Below are 16,107 nucleotides of genomic sequence, written 5' to 3' on the forward strand. Positions count from 1 at the left end.
GTCCCGTGAGAAAATTAAAGAGAAGCCAACGATTGGTGGATATGACCCAATTTTTACTTGATAAACCGCATGACTTACTGCCGCTGTCTACCTTTGCCGACCGGTACGGAGCGGCGAAATCGTCGATCAGCGAGGATCTGGCGATCATTAAAGAGGTATTTGAAGGTGAAGGTATGGGCGAGCTGCAGACGCTGGCCGGCGCCGCCGGAGGGGTAAGGTATATTCCGCGCATACCGAAGGAGCTGGCACTGGATTTCGTGCGCAGCCTGTGCAGCCAGCTGGAGAGCAGTGACCGGATTCTGCCGGGCGGCTACCTCTACATGTCTGATTTGCTGGGGCTGCCTTCCCTGATGGGCCAGGCCGGCAAGATTATTGCTTCGGCTTTCTACGGTGTCGATATCGATGTCGTAATGACCGTAGAAACGAAGGGGATTCCGCTGGCGTATGCTACGGCCGAACAGCTCGGGCTCCCGGTCGTTCTGGTGCGGCGGGACCATCAGGTAACGGAAGGCTCGGCGGTAAGCATCAACTATGTATCTGGTTCCCATAAAAGCATACATACGATGACCCTGTCGCGCAGAGCGCTGCGCGAGAAGTCCCGGGTGCTCATTGTTGATGATTTCATGAAGGCCGGTGGAACCGTGCAAGGGATGGTGGACTTGCTTGGCGAGTTCAATGCTGAGGTTGCTGGTGTCGCGGTGCTGGTGGAGTCGGGAGCGGTCGAGAATGAAGAGCGGCTCCTGCATGATTATGTCTCTCTCGTTAAGTTGACCGAAGTCGATTCCAAAGGCCGGCGGATCTCCGCCCATCCCGGAAATTTCTTTTCTTCTTAAGCCGGAGTAGACAAATAATCCGTTATAGCATTTTGTCGAATTCGTGAGGAAATATAAGGATACTACCCGAAACTTGTCGAAATCGATGGTTATGGAAAAATAATCTTCTTTATCAGGCATTTTTTGGAATCAAAAAGAAGGAATTCGCCTTGCTGTGTGGAATTATACACCAAGTCTCTGATGGAAAAAGGTGGTGAACACACACATGCAAATTACGGATGTCAGACTCCGCCGCGTCAACTCTGAGGGGAGAATGAAGGCAATCGCATCCATTACAATCGACAACGAGTTTGTTGTTCATGACATTCGCGTCATCGACGGTAATAACGGAATGTTCGTTGCGATGCCAAGCAAACGTACTCCGGACGGCGAATTCCGCGATATCGCTCACCCGATCTCTTCGGGTACCCGCGAGAAGATTCAGTCGGCGGTACTGGCTGAATATGAACGCGCCGCTACCGAAGAAGAAGAGGTTATTGAAGAAGGAGCCTAAGCTATTTGCAGCGGCTCACTCGGAAGAAGCGGTCCGTACGGGATTGCTGAAGGCCAAGCTGTACTTTATTGGGGTTCGAAGAAAAGGGAACCATGCTTGAATGGTTCTCTTTTCTTTTTGCCCGGAATGAGATATATTCAGTAGTGAGCTCAAGAAGTAGGAGGTTGGCATTCTTGAAGAGAATGGCTGTTGTTCTTGCCGCAGGTCAAGGCAAGCGCATGAAATCTAAATTATATAAGGTACTGCATCCTGTCTGCGGGAAACCGATGGTAGGGCATGTACTGGATACAATTAAAGCGACGGGTTGCGAGCGGACAGTTGTTATTGTCGGACACGGGGCCGAGAAGGTCATGGCATATATCGGGCAGGATGCCGAGTATGCGCTGCAGGAAACGCAGTTGGGTACGGGTCATGCCGTGCAGCAGGCCAAGGCACTGATCGGCGGCGAGCAAGGAACCACTGTTGTGGCATACGGGGATACCCCGCTTATTGCTTCTGCGACACTGCAAGGGCTAATGGAGCTGCATGAAGAGCGAGGCGCAGCTGTCACGGTGCTCACGGCGGTTATGGAGGATCCTTCCGGACTGGGACGCATTATCCGTAACGCCGAAGGAGAATTGGTCAAGATTGTCGAGCAGAAGGACTGCACGCCGGATGAGGCAGCAATCCGGGAGATCAATACCGGGATTTATTGCTTTGACAACGCCAAGTTATTTGCTGCTCTGGAGGAAGTCACTCCGAATAATATGCAGGGTGAATATTATCTCACCGATGTGATCGGTATTCTGAGGGGACAGGGCGATCTTGTGCTGGCCTACCAGACTGACGATGCTTCGGAAGCGATTGGCGTAAATGATCGGCTGGCCTTGTCGGAGGCGGAAGCTTATATGCGTGCCCGGATTAACAAAGGTCATATGTTGAACGGTGTAACCATCATTGATCCTGCCTCGACTTATATCGGAGCCGATGTTGTAATTGGAGCCGATACTGTACTTCATCCGGGAACGATCCTGAAGGGTAAGACGGTGATCGGAGAAGACTGCGTAATCGGACCTGCCAGTGAAATCGAAGACGGCGTGGTGATGGACGGAGCCTGCGTCAAGCAATCCATACTGAGCCAAGCACAAGTCGGCGCACGGACAACCGTTGGGCCTTTTGCCTATTTGCGCCCGGGTACTGTTCTCGGTGAAGAGGTCAAGGTTGGCGACTTCGTGGAAATCAAGAATGCGGTAATCGGCGACGGTTCGAAGGTACCGCATCTTAGCTATGTCGGCGATGCCAAGATCGGCAAGAATGTAAATTTCGGCTGTGGTGCAATTACCGCCAATTATGACGGTTATAATAAAGATATAACGACCATTGAAGATAATGCCTTTATCGGCAGCAACGCCAATCTGATTGCTCCGGTCACAGTAGGCAAGGGTGCTTACGTGGTAGCGGGATCGACGATCACCCGCTCGGTTGCGGAGAATGATCTGGCGGTTGCCCGGGTAAGACAGGAGAACAAGCCGGGATATGCGGAGAAGATCCGTGCCCGTGCCAAAGCCAAGAAAGACCAGTCGAGTCCATCGTAAAAGTCCAGGAACTTTAGCGCCGGAGGTCGACAGATCCCTTCTCCGGCGCTTTATTGGAAGCTAAATTCCGTCACGGAGGGTTTAAATTTTATGACTTATTGCGATTCAAAATTGAAGATTTTTACTTGCAACTCCAATCCAAAGCTGGCCAGCCAGATTGCCGATTATATCGGTATTCCGATGGGCGAATCCCATACCACCAGCTTCAGTGACGGCGAGATTCAGGTTAAGCTTTCGGAAAGTGTACGGGGATGTCATGTGTATATCGTTCAATCGACCTGCGGGCCGGTCAACGATAACCTGATGGAGCTGCTGGTTATGGTCGATGCGCTCAAGCGGGCTTCGGCCAAGAGCATCAATGTCGTCATTCCTTACTACGGGTATGCGCGCCAGGACCGTAAGGCCCGTTCCCGTGATCCGATTACGGCCAAGCTGGTCGCCAATCTGATTGAAAAAGCAGGTGCCCACCGTGTCATTACCATGGACCTCCATGCGATGCAGATTCAAGGCTTTTTCGATATTCCGGTCGATCATTTGCTCGGAGTACCGATTCTCGCCCAATATTTCCGTTCCAAGCAAATTGAGAATCCCGTGGTGGTCTCTCCCGACCATGGCGGTGTAGTGCGGGCCAGAAAGCTGGCGGATTTCCTCAACGCCCCGCTGGCGATTATCGATAAGCGGCGTCCGGAGCCCAATGTCAGCGAGGTTATGAATATCATCGGTAACATTGAAGGCAAGACGGCCATCCTGATTGATGATATCATCGATACGGCAGGCACGATCGTGCTGGGTGCGAATGCGCTGATGGAAGGCGGCGTGAAGGAAGTATACGCCTGCTGTACCCATCCGGTATTGTCCGGACCGGCCCATGAGCGCCTCGAGAATTCACCGCTGAAGGAAGTTATCGTGACGGATACCATTCCGATCCGCAGCGACAATCCAACCTCCAAATTGAAGGTGTTGTCCGTAGCTCCGCTGATGGGCGAAGCGATTATCCGCGTTCATGAAGAGCTGTCGATCAGCAAGCTGTTTGAAATCGAATAATTCGCGATGATTACGATGAACTCATAGCGCCATTCTCCACTTGGCTGGAGACCATAAAAAGGGTTACACCTCCGGTTGACGGAAGATGTAACCCTTGTCGGCGTGTTACTCCCGGATGTAAGGCTTGCTTCAGTAGCCCGGCCGGGAAATAAAGGTGAACCTGTTGCGGTTATACAAGGTGCCCTGCAGCTCAACAAAGCTCTCGTCTGCGGCGGTCACTACACCGATGGCGATGTGCCTGTTGCCGAGGTACACCTCGACAGGCACAGCATATTCGATATGATACTGGAAGTGGCGTTTTTGCGTTAAGTTCTCGCCCGGTTGCAGCATGGTTTTATCACCTGTCCTGAAGGTTGGATGGTCAAAGCGTTGTTTATAAAATAAACCTCACAAAACTTATTGTATCAAAAACCGGTTTCTTCTGCTGAAGAGGCCTGCAGAAAGGATCAGGCATCGACATGAAATGGATTGTAGGACTGGGGAATCCCGGAACACAGTATGCCAAGACCCGGCATAACGTCGGGTTTATGGCTCTGGATGAGCTGGCCGCAAGACACGGGATTGCCTTCAGCCAGAATAAATGCAAGTCGGTCATCGGCGAAGGGAACATCGGCGGCGTAAAGACAGTGCTGATCAAACCGATGACCTTCATGAACCTTTCCGGTGAAGCGGTTCGCGCCTATATGGAATATTATAAAGTAAGCCTGGAGGATCTGATTGTCGTATATGATGATTTGGATACCGAGATCGGCAAGATCCGCCTGCGGTATCAGGGAAGCGCCGGCGGACATAACGGAATTAAGTCCATTATCCAGCACACAGGCACCCAAACGTTTAACCGGGTGCGGATGGGCATCTCCCGCCCGGAGCCGGGATTTGCCGTTGTCGATTATGTGCTGTCCGCTTTTCCCAAGAAGGAAGGCGAGCAACTAAAGAGCATGATCGGCAATACATGCGATGCGCTGGAGTTTAGCCTGGATCATACGTTTGAGCAGACCATGGCCAAGTTTAACGGATAATATGAAGCAGAACTGCAGCACCTGTCTAAAAGGCTAAAGAGAAGGGCCGCAGGGCATACTGAAGGTTATATACTACCTTCAGGAGGCATATAGATGGCAATACACTATGTATGCCGGCATTGCCGGACCTATCTCGGAAGCATTGATAGAAGCAAGTTTACGGAGATGCAGCTGGGGCTGCAATACCTGACCCCCGCGGAGCGCAGAGATATCATAGCCTATGATGCAGACGGTGAGATTACGGTCAGGGTAACCTGCGATTACTGCAAGGAAGCCTTGGACAACAACCCGGAGCTCAGCCTGCTGGCCAGCCCGCTTCAGTAAAGGCAGAAGCGGCCGGCTTCTATTGCCATCCGCAAGCCTTGGCTTTTTTGCCGAGGCTTGTTTTCCATATCTAATCATAACAGGCACAGGCGAAGGAAGACCGCACCCTTGGAACCTGTTTAGTAAGAGAGGTGTTCTTTGTTGTTACAAGGTCTTATAGAGGCATTTTCTAAAGATACCGATTTTCAGTCCATTGTCCGTGGCATCGGCGCAGGCATGAAGGAGCAGCTGATATCCGGCTTATCCGGCTCAGCCAGACAAATTATGCTGGCTGCGCTGCATGAGGAAACAGAGCGTCCGCTGCTCGTAGTCACCCACAATATGTTCTCCGCCCAGAAAATCGCCGAGGATTTGCAGGAAGCGCTTTCCGCAGATCGGGTGCTGCTCTACCCGGCCAATGAACTGGTCGCCGCGGAGGCGGCCGTCTCCAGTCCGGAGACACTGGCGCAGCGGATTGAATTGTTGACCAAATGCGCCCAGGGCTTCCGGGGCGTTGTTGTCGTGCCTTATTCGGGCGTGCGGCGGCTGCTCCCTTCGCCCCAGGTGATGGCCGAAGCCCAGCTGACGGTGGCCCAGGATGGCACCCTCATTCTGGATGAATTTTTGAAAGACATGATTAAGATGGGCTACGAGCGCGTAGAACGGGTGGAGAACCGCGGTGAGCTTAGCGTACGCGGCGGTATCATTGACTTTTACCCGATGACTTCAGCCCTGGCTTACCGGGTGGAGCTGTTTGACGAAGAGGTCGATTCGATCCGGACCTTCGATCCGGCTGATCAGCGCTCTATCGACAAGGTACGCAGTGTGAAGATCAGTCCGGCCAAGGAGATTATTGCCGACAATTCGCGTCTGGACAACGCTTCAACGGAAGCGGCCGCCATGCTGGAGCGTCAGCTGGAGAAAATGACCGACCGTCAGGCGAAGCTGCGCCTGCGTGAGGAAATGGGCCGGGAGCTGGAAATGCTGCGGCAGAATACTTATTTTCCGGAAATCTATAAATATATCAGCCTGCTGTACCCCGAGCGGACGCATCTGTATGATTACATGGCGCAGGATACGCTGCTGATTCTGGACGAACCCGCCCGGCTGCTGGAGACGGCGAAGCAGCTTGAACGCGATGAGTCGGAGTGGAATCTGCATCTGCTGCAGAACGGCAAAACACTGCCCGATCTGGATCTTTCCGTCGATAATGATGCGATTATGTATCAGCGGCCGTTTCAGAGCCTGTTCATGTCGATTTTCCTGCGTCAGGTGCCGCATATCCAGCCCCAGAACATTCTGGGCTTCATCAGCCGGGGAATGCAGGATTTCCACGGCCAGATGAATGTGCTCAAAGCCGAAATGGAGCGCTGGCATAAATCAGGTGTGCAGGTTATTATGCTGGCAGGGTCTGAGGAGCGGACCGAGCGCATCCGCCGTGTCCTGTACGATTACGGCATTGAGGAGCCGACGATTCTGCAGGGCAATCTGGGCTCTGGCTTTGAACTGCCTTCCATCCATCTGGCTGTAATTACCGAGGGCGAAATGTTCTCCCAGAAGCAGCGGAAGGCCCGCAAGGTATCCTCCAAAGGGATGGACAATGCCGAACGGATCAAGAGCTATACAGAGCTGAAAATCGGCGATTATGTGGTGCATCAGAATCACGGGATCGGCAAATATATGGGGATCGGCACGCTGGAAGTAAGCGGTATTCACCGTGATTACATGCATATTATGTATGCCGGAGGCGATAAGCTGTCCGTGCCGATTGACCAGATCGACCTGATTCAGAAGTATGTCGGATCGGAAGATAAAGAGCCGAAGGTTTATAAGCTGGGCGGCAATGAATGGTCACGCGTGACGAGCAAAGTCCGCCACTCCGTACAGGATATTGCCGATGATCTGATTAAGCTGTACGCGGAGCGTCAGAGCGCTCTTGGCTATGCCTTTGAGAAGGATACACAGGAGCAGCGCGAGTTCGAAGAGATGTTCCCTTACGAGGAGACCCGAGACCAGCTGCGGGCGATTGAGGAAATCAAAAAGGACATGGAGCAGAACCGGCCGATGGACCGGCTACTGTGCGGCGACGTCGGTTACGGCAAGACAGAGGTTGCTGTCCGCGCTGCCTTTAAGGCTGCAATCGAGGGCAAGCAGGTAGCGATACTGGTGCCGACGACAATTCTGGCACAGCAGCATTATGAGACCTTCCGCGAGCGCTTCGCCAATTATCCGCTGAATATCCAGGTGCTCAGCCGCTTCCGCAGCCGCAAAGAGCAGAATGAGACGATTAAAGGCGTGCGTCAGGGCACGATCGACGTGGTTATCGGCACGCACCGGCTGCTCTCGCAGGATATGGTCTTTAAGGATCTCGGCCTGCTGATCGTTGACGAAGAGCAGCGGTTCGGTGTCACGCACAAAGAAAAGCTGAAAAAGCTCAAGACCAATGTCGATGTGCTTACGCTGACCGCGACGCCGATTCCCCGGACGCTTCATATGTCGATGCTGGGCGTGCGCGATCTGTCGGTTATTGAGACGCCGCCGGAGAACCGTTTTCCGGTACAGACCTATGTGGTCGAGTACAGCCAGACGCTGGTCCGGGAGGCCGTTGAACGCGAGCTGGCCCGGGGCGGACAGGTGTACTATCTGTATAACCGCGTGCAGGGCATTCAGGAAATGGCCGCTCAGATTTCCATGCTTGTTCCGGAAGCGCGAGTGGGCATCGGACACGGCCAAATGTCGGAATCGGAGCTGGAGAAGACCATTCTCGACTTCCTGGACGGAGAATACGATGTGCTGGTCAGTACCAGCATCATCGAGACCGGGGTGGATATTCCAAACGTCAATACGCTGATCGTCCATGATGCAGACAAAATGGGCCTGTCCCAGCTGTACCAGCTGCGCGGGCGTGTGGGCCGGTCGAACCGGATCGCTTATGCCTATTTCACTTACCAGCGGGACAAGGTGCTGACAGAGGTGGCCGAGAAGCGCCTGCAGTCGATTAAGGAATTCACCGAGCTCGGCTCCGGCTTCAAGATTGCGATGCGCGACTTGTCGATCCGCGGGGCCGGCAATCTGCTGGGAGCTGAACAGCATGGCTTTATCGCCTCCGTCGGCTTCGATCTCTACTCGCAGATGCTTGCGGAGGAAATCCGCAAACGGAAGGTAACCGTGCTCGGGGAAGAGGACTCCTCTCTCAAACAGGGCAACACCGTTATCGATCTGTCGATTGACGCGTATCTTCCGTCCGAGTATATTTACGACAGCATTCAGAAAATTGAAATCTATAAGAAGGTTGCCGCCGTCTCAACCTTTGAGGATGCCGCGGAGCTGGAGGATGAGCTGCTTGACCGGTTCGGCGAGCTGCCGGAAGCCGTGGTCAATCTGCTGTCTGTTGCCCGGCTCAAGGTGTACGGCAAGTTGTATGGCCTCGAGTCGATCATCCGTAAGGGTGATGAGGTTGCACTCAATTTGTATGAGGACAGCATAGGCGCTTTTGACACTGCAAAGCTTGCCAAGGTTGGCAATAGCTTCGAAAGACGTGTACAATTTGATAAAGAGGCCAAGGCCAGTATTCGGATCAAGGCCAAGGACCTCAGCGACAGGGATCTGCTTGAGCTGCTGGAGAAATTTCTGGAGGCGGCCAAACAGTCTTTAAAATTGAAGGGAGAACTTCATAATGCCATCAAATAAACAAAAACCGTGGAAGGTGCTGCTAGTAACGCTTGCGGCCGCCGTTTCCTTTTCCATGCTTGCCGCTTGCGGCAACGGTAACAATAACAATAACGCCGAGGACAACACTGCGGCTGTAGCCACGTATAAAGAAGGAACGATCACCGAGAAGGAATTTGATCAGGATACCCGGGTGATGAAATTCCTCTCGCCTCAGCAAGCTGCCTACCTGGAGATCGATGCCTTCAAAGAATCGATTCTGAAGCAGGAGGTTGCCTTTGAATATCTGGCGAACCAGGCAACGGATGAAGCCAAGAAGCAGGCCGAAGAAGAAGCCGACAAACAGGTGGCGGCCCTGAAGGATGGGCTTGGTGACACCTACGAAGACAGCCTGAAGCAGGCCAATGTAACCGAGGCGGAGATTAAAGCCTACATGCTGCGGGTGCTCACGGTGTATCAGGATATGCTGCTCAAACTTACCGACGATGAAGTGAAGACGGAATTTGAAGCGACCAAGGGTGATTACACCGTAGCCACACTGCGGCATGTGCTAATTGCACTGACCGACTCCGAAGGCAAGGAGCGTACCGAAGAGGATGCGCTGAAACGTGCCAACGAAGCCAAAGCGAAGCTGGACGGCGGCGCCGATTTCGCTGAGGTTGTTAAAGAATACTCCGACGACACCTCTTCTGTAGAAGCGGGAGGGCAATACAAGGATAAAGAGCTGGGCACGTTTGTGGAAGGGTTTAAGGAGGCTGCACAGACGCAGCCACTCAATACAGTTGGCGATCCGGTGCAGTCCGTCTACGGATACCACATTATCGAGGTGGAAGCCCGTAAGGAAGCGACCTACGATACACTGACTGAGGAGCAGCTGCAGTCCGTTAAGAGCACAGCGGCCTCGAACAACCTGGAATTGTTCCTGGAGAACGATCTGGACAGTCTGGAGATCACGATCAACCTGCCGAAGAGCTCGGCGGCGGCTGATGAGTCCGGGGCAACTGCAGCGCCATCCGCATCTGCAGAACCATCGGCAGAAGCATCGCCGGCGGCAACCGAAGCGGCCGAGTAACTTAAACATTAGGACAAGCCATTCCCGAAAGACCGGGGATGGCTTGTTCGGTTTAGGCCAGCCATTTAGACAGCGGCTTATGGAAGAGATGCTGGGGACTATGTATAAGGAACTGGGAAGAGATGAATACTATGGGCAGAAATTACGATAAAGCACTGGGATTATCCTTTCCCATAATGGACAGTAGTTGGACCATACTTCTTAAGAAAGCGGGGCAACATGTGAAATGAAAGCTACTGGAATTGTTCGCCGTATTGATGACCTCGGCCGTGTGGTAATCCCGAAAGAGATCAGACGCACGCTGCGTATCCGTGAAGGCGATCCGCTTGAAATATTTGTCGATCGCGACGGTGAAGTCATATTGAAGAAATACTCCCCCATCGGGGAACTGGGCGATTTCGCCAAGGAGTATGCGGAGTCGCTGTATGAAGGAACCGGGCATATTACCATGATTACCGACCGCGACAGCTTCATAGCACTGGCCGGGGGCTCAAAGAAGGATTATCTGGACAAGCCGGTGGGTGCGCTGCTGGAAAAGGTTATGGAGAACCGCAAAACTGTCCTGGAAACGAACAGCGGTACTTACGATATCGGCAAGGAGCATTCGGAAGCGGTATCAAGTTATGTAGCAGCGCCAATTATCTCCAGCGGCGATCCGATCGGATGCGTGGTGCTGGTCAACAAGGATGAATCCGTAAAGATGTCGCAGCTGGAAATCAAAATGTCTGAAACGGCTGCAGCGTTCCTCGGCAAACAAATGGAGCAATAACATCGCGCTCTATGGAATCCCGTTTTCCTTTGGTATGATGTTCAAAGGGGAAAACGGGATTTTGTCGTTTCCCGCGCATTCTTGCGCTATAATATAGAAATTGATTCCATTATGGCAGTTATCGCTGTAGAAGCAGGTATCTTATGAATTCAAATCATCCAGGCTCCAAATTGCTGCAGGGCGCTTTTATTCTTAGTGCGGCGGCCATTATTTCCAAGCTGATCGGCACCCTCCAGAAGATTCCGCTGCAGAACTTAGGTGGCGATGCGGTATTCGGTATTTACAATACAGTCAATCCGCTGTATACGATGCTCCTGACGGCAGCAATGCTGGGGCTTCCTTCCGCCCTCTCCAAGTTTGTGGCCGAAGCGGCTGCGGGCGGCGATCCGAAGGAAGGCCGCCGGCTGCTGCGCCTCACGGCTGCCCTGACGGCTGCCAGCGGCATCGCGGCGGGGCTGCTCACCTTTGCCGGTGCGCCGCTGATTGCACTGCTGATCGGCAACTCCCATGTAATACCGGCGCTTCGCTGCAGTGCCTTGGGACTCGCCGTAGTCCCGGCTATGGCGGCCCTGCGCGGATATTTTCAGGGACTGCATAACATGGTGCCTACAGCGGTCTCACAGGTTGTCGAACAATCGGTGCGCGTAGTAGTCATGGTTGCGCTACTCTTATACATGACCCGGAACGGGGCAAGTGCGGCGAACATTGCCGCCGGTGCACTCGTAGGCTCAGCCGGCGGCGGGTTGGCCGGACTGGCCGTGATGCTGCTCTACATGCGGCGGCACCGTCGTCATGAAGGGGCGGAAGAACTGACCGCAGCCTCTGTAGAGGGAGCGGCTTCCCTCCGGCAGCAGGAGAAGGCGCCAGGGCCAATATCTGCGCCGCACGCTAAAGAACGGCGCGCTACGGTCCGCCGCCTGCTGGCCTATGGGCTGCCGGTGATGCTGAGCGCCCTAGCTGTACCGCTGATCGGCCTTGTAGACGTGTTCACCGTGCCCCGCCTGCTGTCCGCCAGCCACGGGGAAGCGGCGGCGATGAGCCAGTTCGGCATCTATAACCGCGGATTACCGCTGGTGCAGATCGTCACAATGCTGGCGACCTCGCTCTCGGTGGTCTTTATCCCGGCGCTGGCGGAGGCCAAGTACCGCGGCGACCTGGGGCTGATCCGGCTGCGCTGCAGCCTGTCGCTGCGCTGGTTCTGGCTGCTCGGCTTGGCCGCCTCCGTAGGCCTGGCCGTGCTGGCAGCGCCAGTCAACCAGGCGCTGTACGGCGACACCGCCGGCAGCAGCACGATGATCTGGCTGGCCTTCACCGCCGCCGGCGGCACGGTCAGCATCATCTCGGCGGCGCTGCTGCAGGGCCTCGGCGCCGTGCGTGCGCCGGCGCTGCACCTCTTGGCCGCCGCGCTGCTGAAGGCGGCCCTGAACCTGCTGCTCGTGCCGCAGCAGGGCATTACCGGCGCGGCCGCCGCCAGCGTGGCCGCGCACGGGTTCGCAGCAGCGCTGAACGTGCTGCTGCTGCACCGCCAGGGCCATCTGCGGCTGCGCCTCGCAGATGCCCTGCTGAAGCCCGCGCTGCTGCTCGCGGGCCTTGCGGTGGCCGCCGGCGCCGTCAGCTACGGCACCGATGCTGCGGCCACGGCCGCGGGGCTTGGCGGCGGGCGCGCCGCTGCCCTGGCCCAGAGCCTGCTCGGCGTGCTGGCGGGCTGCCTCGCCTTTGGGGCCGGCGCGCTCGCCCTGCGGCTGCTCGGCGAGGAAGAGCTGCGCCAGCTGCCGGGCTTCGGCCCTAAGCTGGCGGACAAGCTGAAGAAGCTCCGCCTTCTGCGCTAAGGTATTGCTTCAAATAGCTCCGCCTTCTGCACTGAAATTTGCTTCAGATAGCCCGCTGTGCTGAGCACATCCTCGAATTTAGCGCTCGGTTACCGGGCCTTGCCTTAACAAAGAGAGAACATACCTAAGGAGTGAACAGATATGACTGCCACACTGACCGTAGTCGGACTCGGGTCCGGCAACCCGGACCGGCTGACCCTGGGCATCGTCAAGAGGCTGCAGTCGGCTTCCGCCGTTTATGTGCGGACTGCGGACCACCCGGCGATGTCCGCGCTGCAGGAGCTGGGGATTGCTTCGCAGTCCTTCGACAAGCTGTATGAGTCCTTGTCGTCCTTCCCTGAAGTATATGAAGCGATCACTGAACGATTGCTGGAAGCGACACGTACCGCTTCCGAGGGCACTGAGATCGTCTATGCGGTTCCCGGACATCCCATGGTGGCGGAATCCGCAGTATCCAAGCTGCGCGAACGCTGCCCGGAGGCCGGCATTGCGCTGACGATTCTCGGCGGTGAAAGCTTCCTGGACGAAGCCTTCGTGCGGCTTGGCTTCGATCCCATCGAAGGCTTTCAGCTGCTTGACGCTTCGGGTATCCGCAGCCATCAGCTCCAGCCGGAGCTGCACACGCTGATCGGACAGGTATACGATGGCTTTACCGCTTCGGAAACCAAGCTGTGCCTGATGGAAATGTACCCGCCGGAGTATGAAGTGGTTGTCGGACACGCACTAGGCGTGGAGGGGGAAGAACGCATCCTGCGTGTGCCGCTGTATGAGCTCGACCGTCTGGACGGGTACGGCAACCTTTCGCTCGTATACATACCGGCCAGCCGCGAGGAAGCCTCCCGCCGCCGCACCTTTGCCCGTCTGCATGAGATTGTCGGAATCCTGCGCAGCCCGGAAGGCTGTCCGTGGGACCGTGAGCAGACCCATGAATCATTGCGCAAGAACCTGATCGAAGAAACCTATGAGGTGCTGGAGACGATTGATGAGGATGATCCGGACCACATGAGGGAGGAGCTTGGCGATCTGCTGCTGCAGATTATGCTCCATGCACAAATGGAGGAGGAGCTGGGCACCTTTAATGTCTACGATGTCATTGAAGGCCTGAACGATAAGCTGATCTTCCGCCATCCCCATGTCTTCGGCGACATGAGTGCCGGCAATGCCAAGGAAGCCTTGCAGAACTGGGAAGGAATGAAGGCGGAGGAGAAGCGGCGCAAGGGACTGCAGCCGGAGGCCGAATCGGCGCTCAGCGGCGTTCCCCGCGATCTTCCGGCACTGATGAAGGCGTACAAGCTGCAGAAGAAAGCGTCGAAGGTCGGCTTCGATTGGGACAATGCTGTCGATGTTCTGGCCAAGATCCGTGAGGAGGCCGATGAGCTGCAGGAAGCGATCGAGTCCGGGGCTCCGGCCGATGAGCAGGCGCTGGAGCTGGGCGATCTGCTGTTTGCGGCGGCGAATCTGTCCCGCTTTATCGGAGCCGATCCGGAAGAAGCGTTGACCCGTACCAACCGCAAATTCGTCTCCCGCTTCCACTATATTGAGGAGCGGCTGCGCAGCAGGGGGTCACGTCCGGAGAACAGCAGCCTGGAGGAGATGGAGCTTCTCTGGCAGGAAGCCAAGGCGCAGGAGCGCGGCGAATAGAATTTACTGAGATATTGGCCCGGCATCACCAAGAAGTGCCGTATAGAGCCCGAAGGAAGCGGCAATGCTGGAAATGGGGCTTAATTCTCTGTTTGATCCGGCATGAGAGGTTTATAATGTTATAGTACCCGGGCCTGCCGTCTCCTTAAATTTTTTAAATTTCGACGGCATGCGGCAGGATTTCCGGACAGCATCAAGAATATGATAAAGACGAAATGACGAGCCTGGTGGGATTTTGACAGGCAGCTCGCATTTCATTTATTTTTTCGTACTCTAGGAGGAACCTTAAACTATGAACAAAACAGATCTGGTAAACAACATTTCCGAAAAAAGCGGATTGGCCAAAAAAGACGTTGAAACGGTACTGAACGGATTTCTGGGCGAAGTAACGGATGCCCTGTCCAAAGGCGACAAAGTGCAGCTGATCGGCTTCGGTACATTCGAAACCCGCAAACGCTCCGGCCGCACCGGACGCAACCCGCAATCGGGCACACCTATCGAAATTCCTGAATCGACTGTTCCGGCATTCAAAGCCGGCAACAAGCTCAAAGAAGCCGTTAACTAATGCGCCTGGACAAGTTCCTGAAAGTTTCCCGCTTGATTAAGCGCCGCACGGTGGCCAAGGATGTGTCCGAGCAAGGCCGGGTGCTGATCAACGGAAAGGAATCCAAACCGAGCAGCACGGTGAAGATCGGCGACGAGATAACCGTACAGTTTGGCCAGAAGCTGGTTACGGTCAAAGTGGAAAAGCTGGTGGAAACGACCCGTAAGGACGAAGCTGCCGGAATGTATACACTGCTCCGCGAAGAGCCTGTTGCCAAGAGCAACGGCCTTGACTGGTGAGCGTTGACCGAATCATTAGCAGTTTGGGAAGCACCCCGGCGCATAAAGCGGCCGGGGTGCTTTTGCTTTATTCCGCAGGAAAGTTTCCCGGGGTATTTTGTGCCTGCCCTTGTTCTATAATCTCTCCTTCAGCCATAGGCTAGAACCAAGAAGGAGGGGTACATGCCATGATCGAGCCAGTCAAAACGAACAAGCAGCATGATTTGCACATGCGCAGCCGCAAACAGCTGGAGCTGACGGGAGTACAGAATGTGGAAAGCTTCGACAGCGAGGAATTTTTGCTTCGTACCGAGCTTGGGCATCTTACGATTCGGGGCAATCATTTACATATCAAGAACCTGAGCCTGGAAAACGGACTGTTATCGCTGGAGGGCAACGTTCACTCGCTGATTTATCTGGATCCCGGAGCGCAGTCTAAAAACAAGGGAATTCTCGGCAAGCTGTTTAAATGAACCCGTCTGTACAGTGGATGACGCTGCTCTACATGATGCTGGCCGGAACAGCCATGGGGTTTACCTATGACAGCTACCGGGTGCTGTCGCTGAGACTCCATTTTCCCCGCTGGCTGAGCGGCGCACTCGATTTCCTGTATTGGGTGTGGGCGGCGCTACTTACCTTTCGCATGCTTTATGCCGGAAATCAGGGACAATTGAGGTTTTATGTCTTTGTCGGGCTCTTTCTAGGAGTATGGTTCTATTTTTTACTGTTCAGTGTTACAGTCCGGCGATTTGTGGTAATGTTAATTCAGTCGGTTCAATATATGCTCAGGCTGCTGTGGAAAGTGACCGGAGTGCTGATCGGCATGCCGCTGCTGTGGCTTTGGCGCCTGCTGGGAGGCGTGCTGCGACTATTGTGGCGTATACTGCTCTTCGTTCTGAAGCTGCTGCTGCGACTGACAAAGCCGATTTGGTGGTTTCCCGCAAAGTGGTTCTCGCCGTACTGGGCCAAGCTTGCGCATAGCGCCTGGGTATCCAAAGTAAAGGCCGGGATGAGCCGCCTCAGAAAACGCTGAACTTGT

Annotated in this window: 16 protein-coding genes; 15 read left to right on the forward strand and 1 reads right to left on the reverse strand. The window is 54.8% G+C overall.

Features of this window, described 5'->3' with window-relative positions:
• Positions 1 to 5: 5 nt before the first annotated feature.
• The 4 genes from purR (at position 6) to F1381_RS26945 (ending at position 3,944) form a co-directional block, all read left to right on the forward strand.
• Positions 6 to 833, forward strand: coding sequence for a pur operon repressor (gene purR, locus F1381_RS26930; protein WP_151737901.1), 828 nt, complete (start codon positions 6 to 8; stop codon positions 831 to 833).
• Positions 834 to 1,038: 205 nt separating this feature from the next.
• Positions 1,039 to 1,326 carry a septation regulator SpoVG gene (spoVG, locus tag F1381_RS26935; RefSeq protein WP_036696395.1) on the forward strand — a complete coding sequence of 96 codons (288 nt, stop codon included), beginning with the start codon at positions 1,039 to 1,041 and terminating at the stop codon, positions 1,324 to 1,326.
• Positions 1,327 to 1,499: 173 nt separating this feature from the next.
• Positions 1,500 to 2,900, forward strand: a complete 1,401-nt coding sequence (gene glmU / locus F1381_RS26940; protein WP_151737902.1) for a bifunctional UDP-N-acetylglucosamine diphosphorylase/glucosamine-1-phosphate N-acetyltransferase GlmU — start codon at positions 1,500 to 1,502, stop codon at positions 2,898 to 2,900.
• 90 nt (positions 2,901 to 2,990) lie between these two features.
• Positions 2,991 to 3,944, forward strand: a complete 954-nt coding sequence (locus F1381_RS26945; RefSeq protein ID WP_150275643.1) for a ribose-phosphate diphosphokinase — start codon at positions 2,991 to 2,993, stop codon at positions 3,942 to 3,944.
• Between the two features lie 129 nt (positions 3,945 to 4,073).
• On the opposite strand, the gene F1381_RS26950 is transcribed toward F1381_RS26945, so the two are convergent.
• Positions 4,074 to 4,274, reverse strand: a complete 201-nt coding sequence (locus F1381_RS26950) for a hypothetical protein (RefSeq protein WP_151737903.1) — start codon at positions 4,272 to 4,274, stop codon at positions 4,074 to 4,076.
• Between the two features lie 128 nt (positions 4,275 to 4,402).
• Between F1381_RS26950 and pth the strand changes: the two genes are divergently transcribed.
• The 11 genes from pth (at position 4,403) to yabQ (ending at position 16,101) form a co-directional block, all read left to right on the forward strand.
• The gene (gene pth / locus F1381_RS26955) at positions 4,403 to 4,963 is read left to right on the forward strand and encodes an aminoacyl-tRNA hydrolase (protein ID WP_151737904.1); all 561 of its coding nucleotides are present in this window, start codon (positions 4,403 to 4,405) and stop codon (positions 4,961 to 4,963) included.
• Positions 4,964 to 5,056: 93 nt separating this feature from the next.
• The gene (fin, locus tag F1381_RS26960; protein ID WP_151737905.1) at positions 5,057 to 5,287 is read left to right on the forward strand and encodes an anti-sigma-F factor Fin; all 231 of its coding nucleotides are present in this window, start codon (positions 5,057 to 5,059) and stop codon (positions 5,285 to 5,287) included.
• 141 nt (positions 5,288 to 5,428) lie between these two features.
• Positions 5,429 to 8,956, forward strand: coding sequence for a transcription-repair coupling factor (gene mfd, locus F1381_RS26965; RefSeq protein ID WP_151737934.1), 3,528 nt, complete (start codon positions 5,429 to 5,431; stop codon positions 8,954 to 8,956).
• Complete coding sequence (locus tag F1381_RS26970) at positions 8,943 to 10,007, forward strand: peptidylprolyl isomerase (protein WP_151737906.1); 1,065 nt, start codon at positions 8,943 to 8,945, stop codon at positions 10,005 to 10,007. The genes mfd and F1381_RS26970 overlap by 14 nt, the downstream gene beginning before the upstream one ends.
• A 226-nt stretch (positions 10,008 to 10,233) precedes the next feature.
• On the forward strand, positions 10,234 to 10,776 hold the full coding sequence (spoVT, locus tag F1381_RS26975; RefSeq protein WP_151737907.1) for a stage V sporulation protein T: 543 nt from the start codon (positions 10,234 to 10,236) through the stop codon (positions 10,774 to 10,776).
• A 143-nt stretch (positions 10,777 to 10,919) separates the two neighbouring features.
• Positions 10,920 to 12,605, forward strand: coding sequence for a putative polysaccharide biosynthesis protein (locus F1381_RS26980; protein ID WP_151737908.1), 1,686 nt, complete (start codon positions 10,920 to 10,922; stop codon positions 12,603 to 12,605).
• Positions 12,606 to 12,746: 141 nt separating this feature from the next.
• Complete coding sequence (yabN, locus tag F1381_RS26985; protein WP_151737909.1) at positions 12,747 to 14,246, forward strand: bifunctional methyltransferase/pyrophosphohydrolase YabN; 1,500 nt, start codon at positions 12,747 to 12,749, stop codon at positions 14,244 to 14,246.
• A 292-nt stretch (positions 14,247 to 14,538) separates the two neighbouring features.
• On the forward strand, positions 14,539 to 14,811 hold the full coding sequence (locus F1381_RS26990; RefSeq protein ID WP_150275634.1) for an HU family DNA-binding protein: 273 nt from the start codon (positions 14,539 to 14,541) through the stop codon (positions 14,809 to 14,811).
• Complete coding sequence (locus tag F1381_RS26995) at positions 14,811 to 15,089, forward strand: RNA-binding S4 domain-containing protein (protein WP_150275633.1); 279 nt, start codon at positions 14,811 to 14,813, stop codon at positions 15,087 to 15,089. The genes F1381_RS26990 and F1381_RS26995 overlap by 1 nt, the downstream gene beginning before the upstream one ends.
• Positions 15,090 to 15,256: 167 nt before the next feature.
• Positions 15,257 to 15,541: a sporulation protein YabP gene (gene yabP / locus F1381_RS27000; RefSeq protein ID WP_151737910.1), complete on the forward strand. Its 285-nt coding sequence runs from the start codon at positions 15,257 to 15,259 to the stop codon at positions 15,539 to 15,541.
• Complete coding sequence (gene yabQ / locus F1381_RS27005) at positions 15,538 to 16,101, forward strand: spore cortex biosynthesis protein YabQ (RefSeq protein ID WP_151737911.1); 564 nt, start codon at positions 15,538 to 15,540, stop codon at positions 16,099 to 16,101. The genes yabP and yabQ overlap by 4 nt, the downstream gene beginning before the upstream one ends.
• The last annotated feature ends 6 nt before the right edge of the window (positions 16,102 to 16,107 follow it).

The organism is Paenibacillus tengchongensis (assembly GCF_008973665.1).
Lineage (GTDB): Bacteria > Bacillota > Bacilli > Paenibacillales > Paenibacillaceae > Paenibacillus_AQ > Paenibacillus_AQ tengchongensis.

Coding starts and splice junctions, on each gene's coding strand:
- spoVG (WP_036696395.1), top strand. CDS start 1,039: ATGCAAATTACGGATGTCAGACTCCGCCGCGTCAACTCTGAGGGGAGA.
- F1381_RS26945 (WP_150275643.1), top strand. CDS start 2,991: ATGACTTATTGCGATTCAAAATTGAAGATTTTTACTTGCAACTCCAAT.
- F1381_RS26950 (WP_151737903.1), bottom strand. CDS start 4,274: ATGCTGCAACCGGGCGAGAACTTAACGCAAAAACGCCACTTCCAGTAT.
- pth (WP_151737904.1), top strand. CDS start 4,403: ATGAAATGGATTGTAGGACTGGGGAATCCCGGAACACAGTATGCCAAG.
- fin (WP_151737905.1), top strand. CDS start 5,057: ATGGCAATACACTATGTATGCCGGCATTGCCGGACCTATCTCGGAAGC.
- F1381_RS26970 (WP_151737906.1), top strand. CDS start 8,943: ATGCCATCAAATAAACAAAAACCGTGGAAGGTGCTGCTAGTAACGCTT.
- spoVT (WP_151737907.1), top strand. CDS start 10,234: ATGAAAGCTACTGGAATTGTTCGCCGTATTGATGACCTCGGCCGTGTG.
- F1381_RS26980 (WP_151737908.1), top strand. CDS start 10,920: ATGAATTCAAATCATCCAGGCTCCAAATTGCTGCAGGGCGCTTTTATT.
- yabN (WP_151737909.1), top strand. CDS start 12,747: ATGACTGCCACACTGACCGTAGTCGGACTCGGGTCCGGCAACCCGGAC.
- F1381_RS26990 (WP_150275634.1), top strand. CDS start 14,539: ATGAACAAAACAGATCTGGTAAACAACATTTCCGAAAAAAGCGGATTG.
- F1381_RS26995 (WP_150275633.1), top strand. CDS start 14,811: ATGCGCCTGGACAAGTTCCTGAAAGTTTCCCGCTTGATTAAGCGCCGC.
- yabP (WP_151737910.1), top strand. CDS start 15,257: ATGATCGAGCCAGTCAAAACGAACAAGCAGCATGATTTGCACATGCGC.
- yabQ (WP_151737911.1), top strand. CDS start 15,538: ATGAACCCGTCTGTACAGTGGATGACGCTGCTCTACATGATGCTGGCC.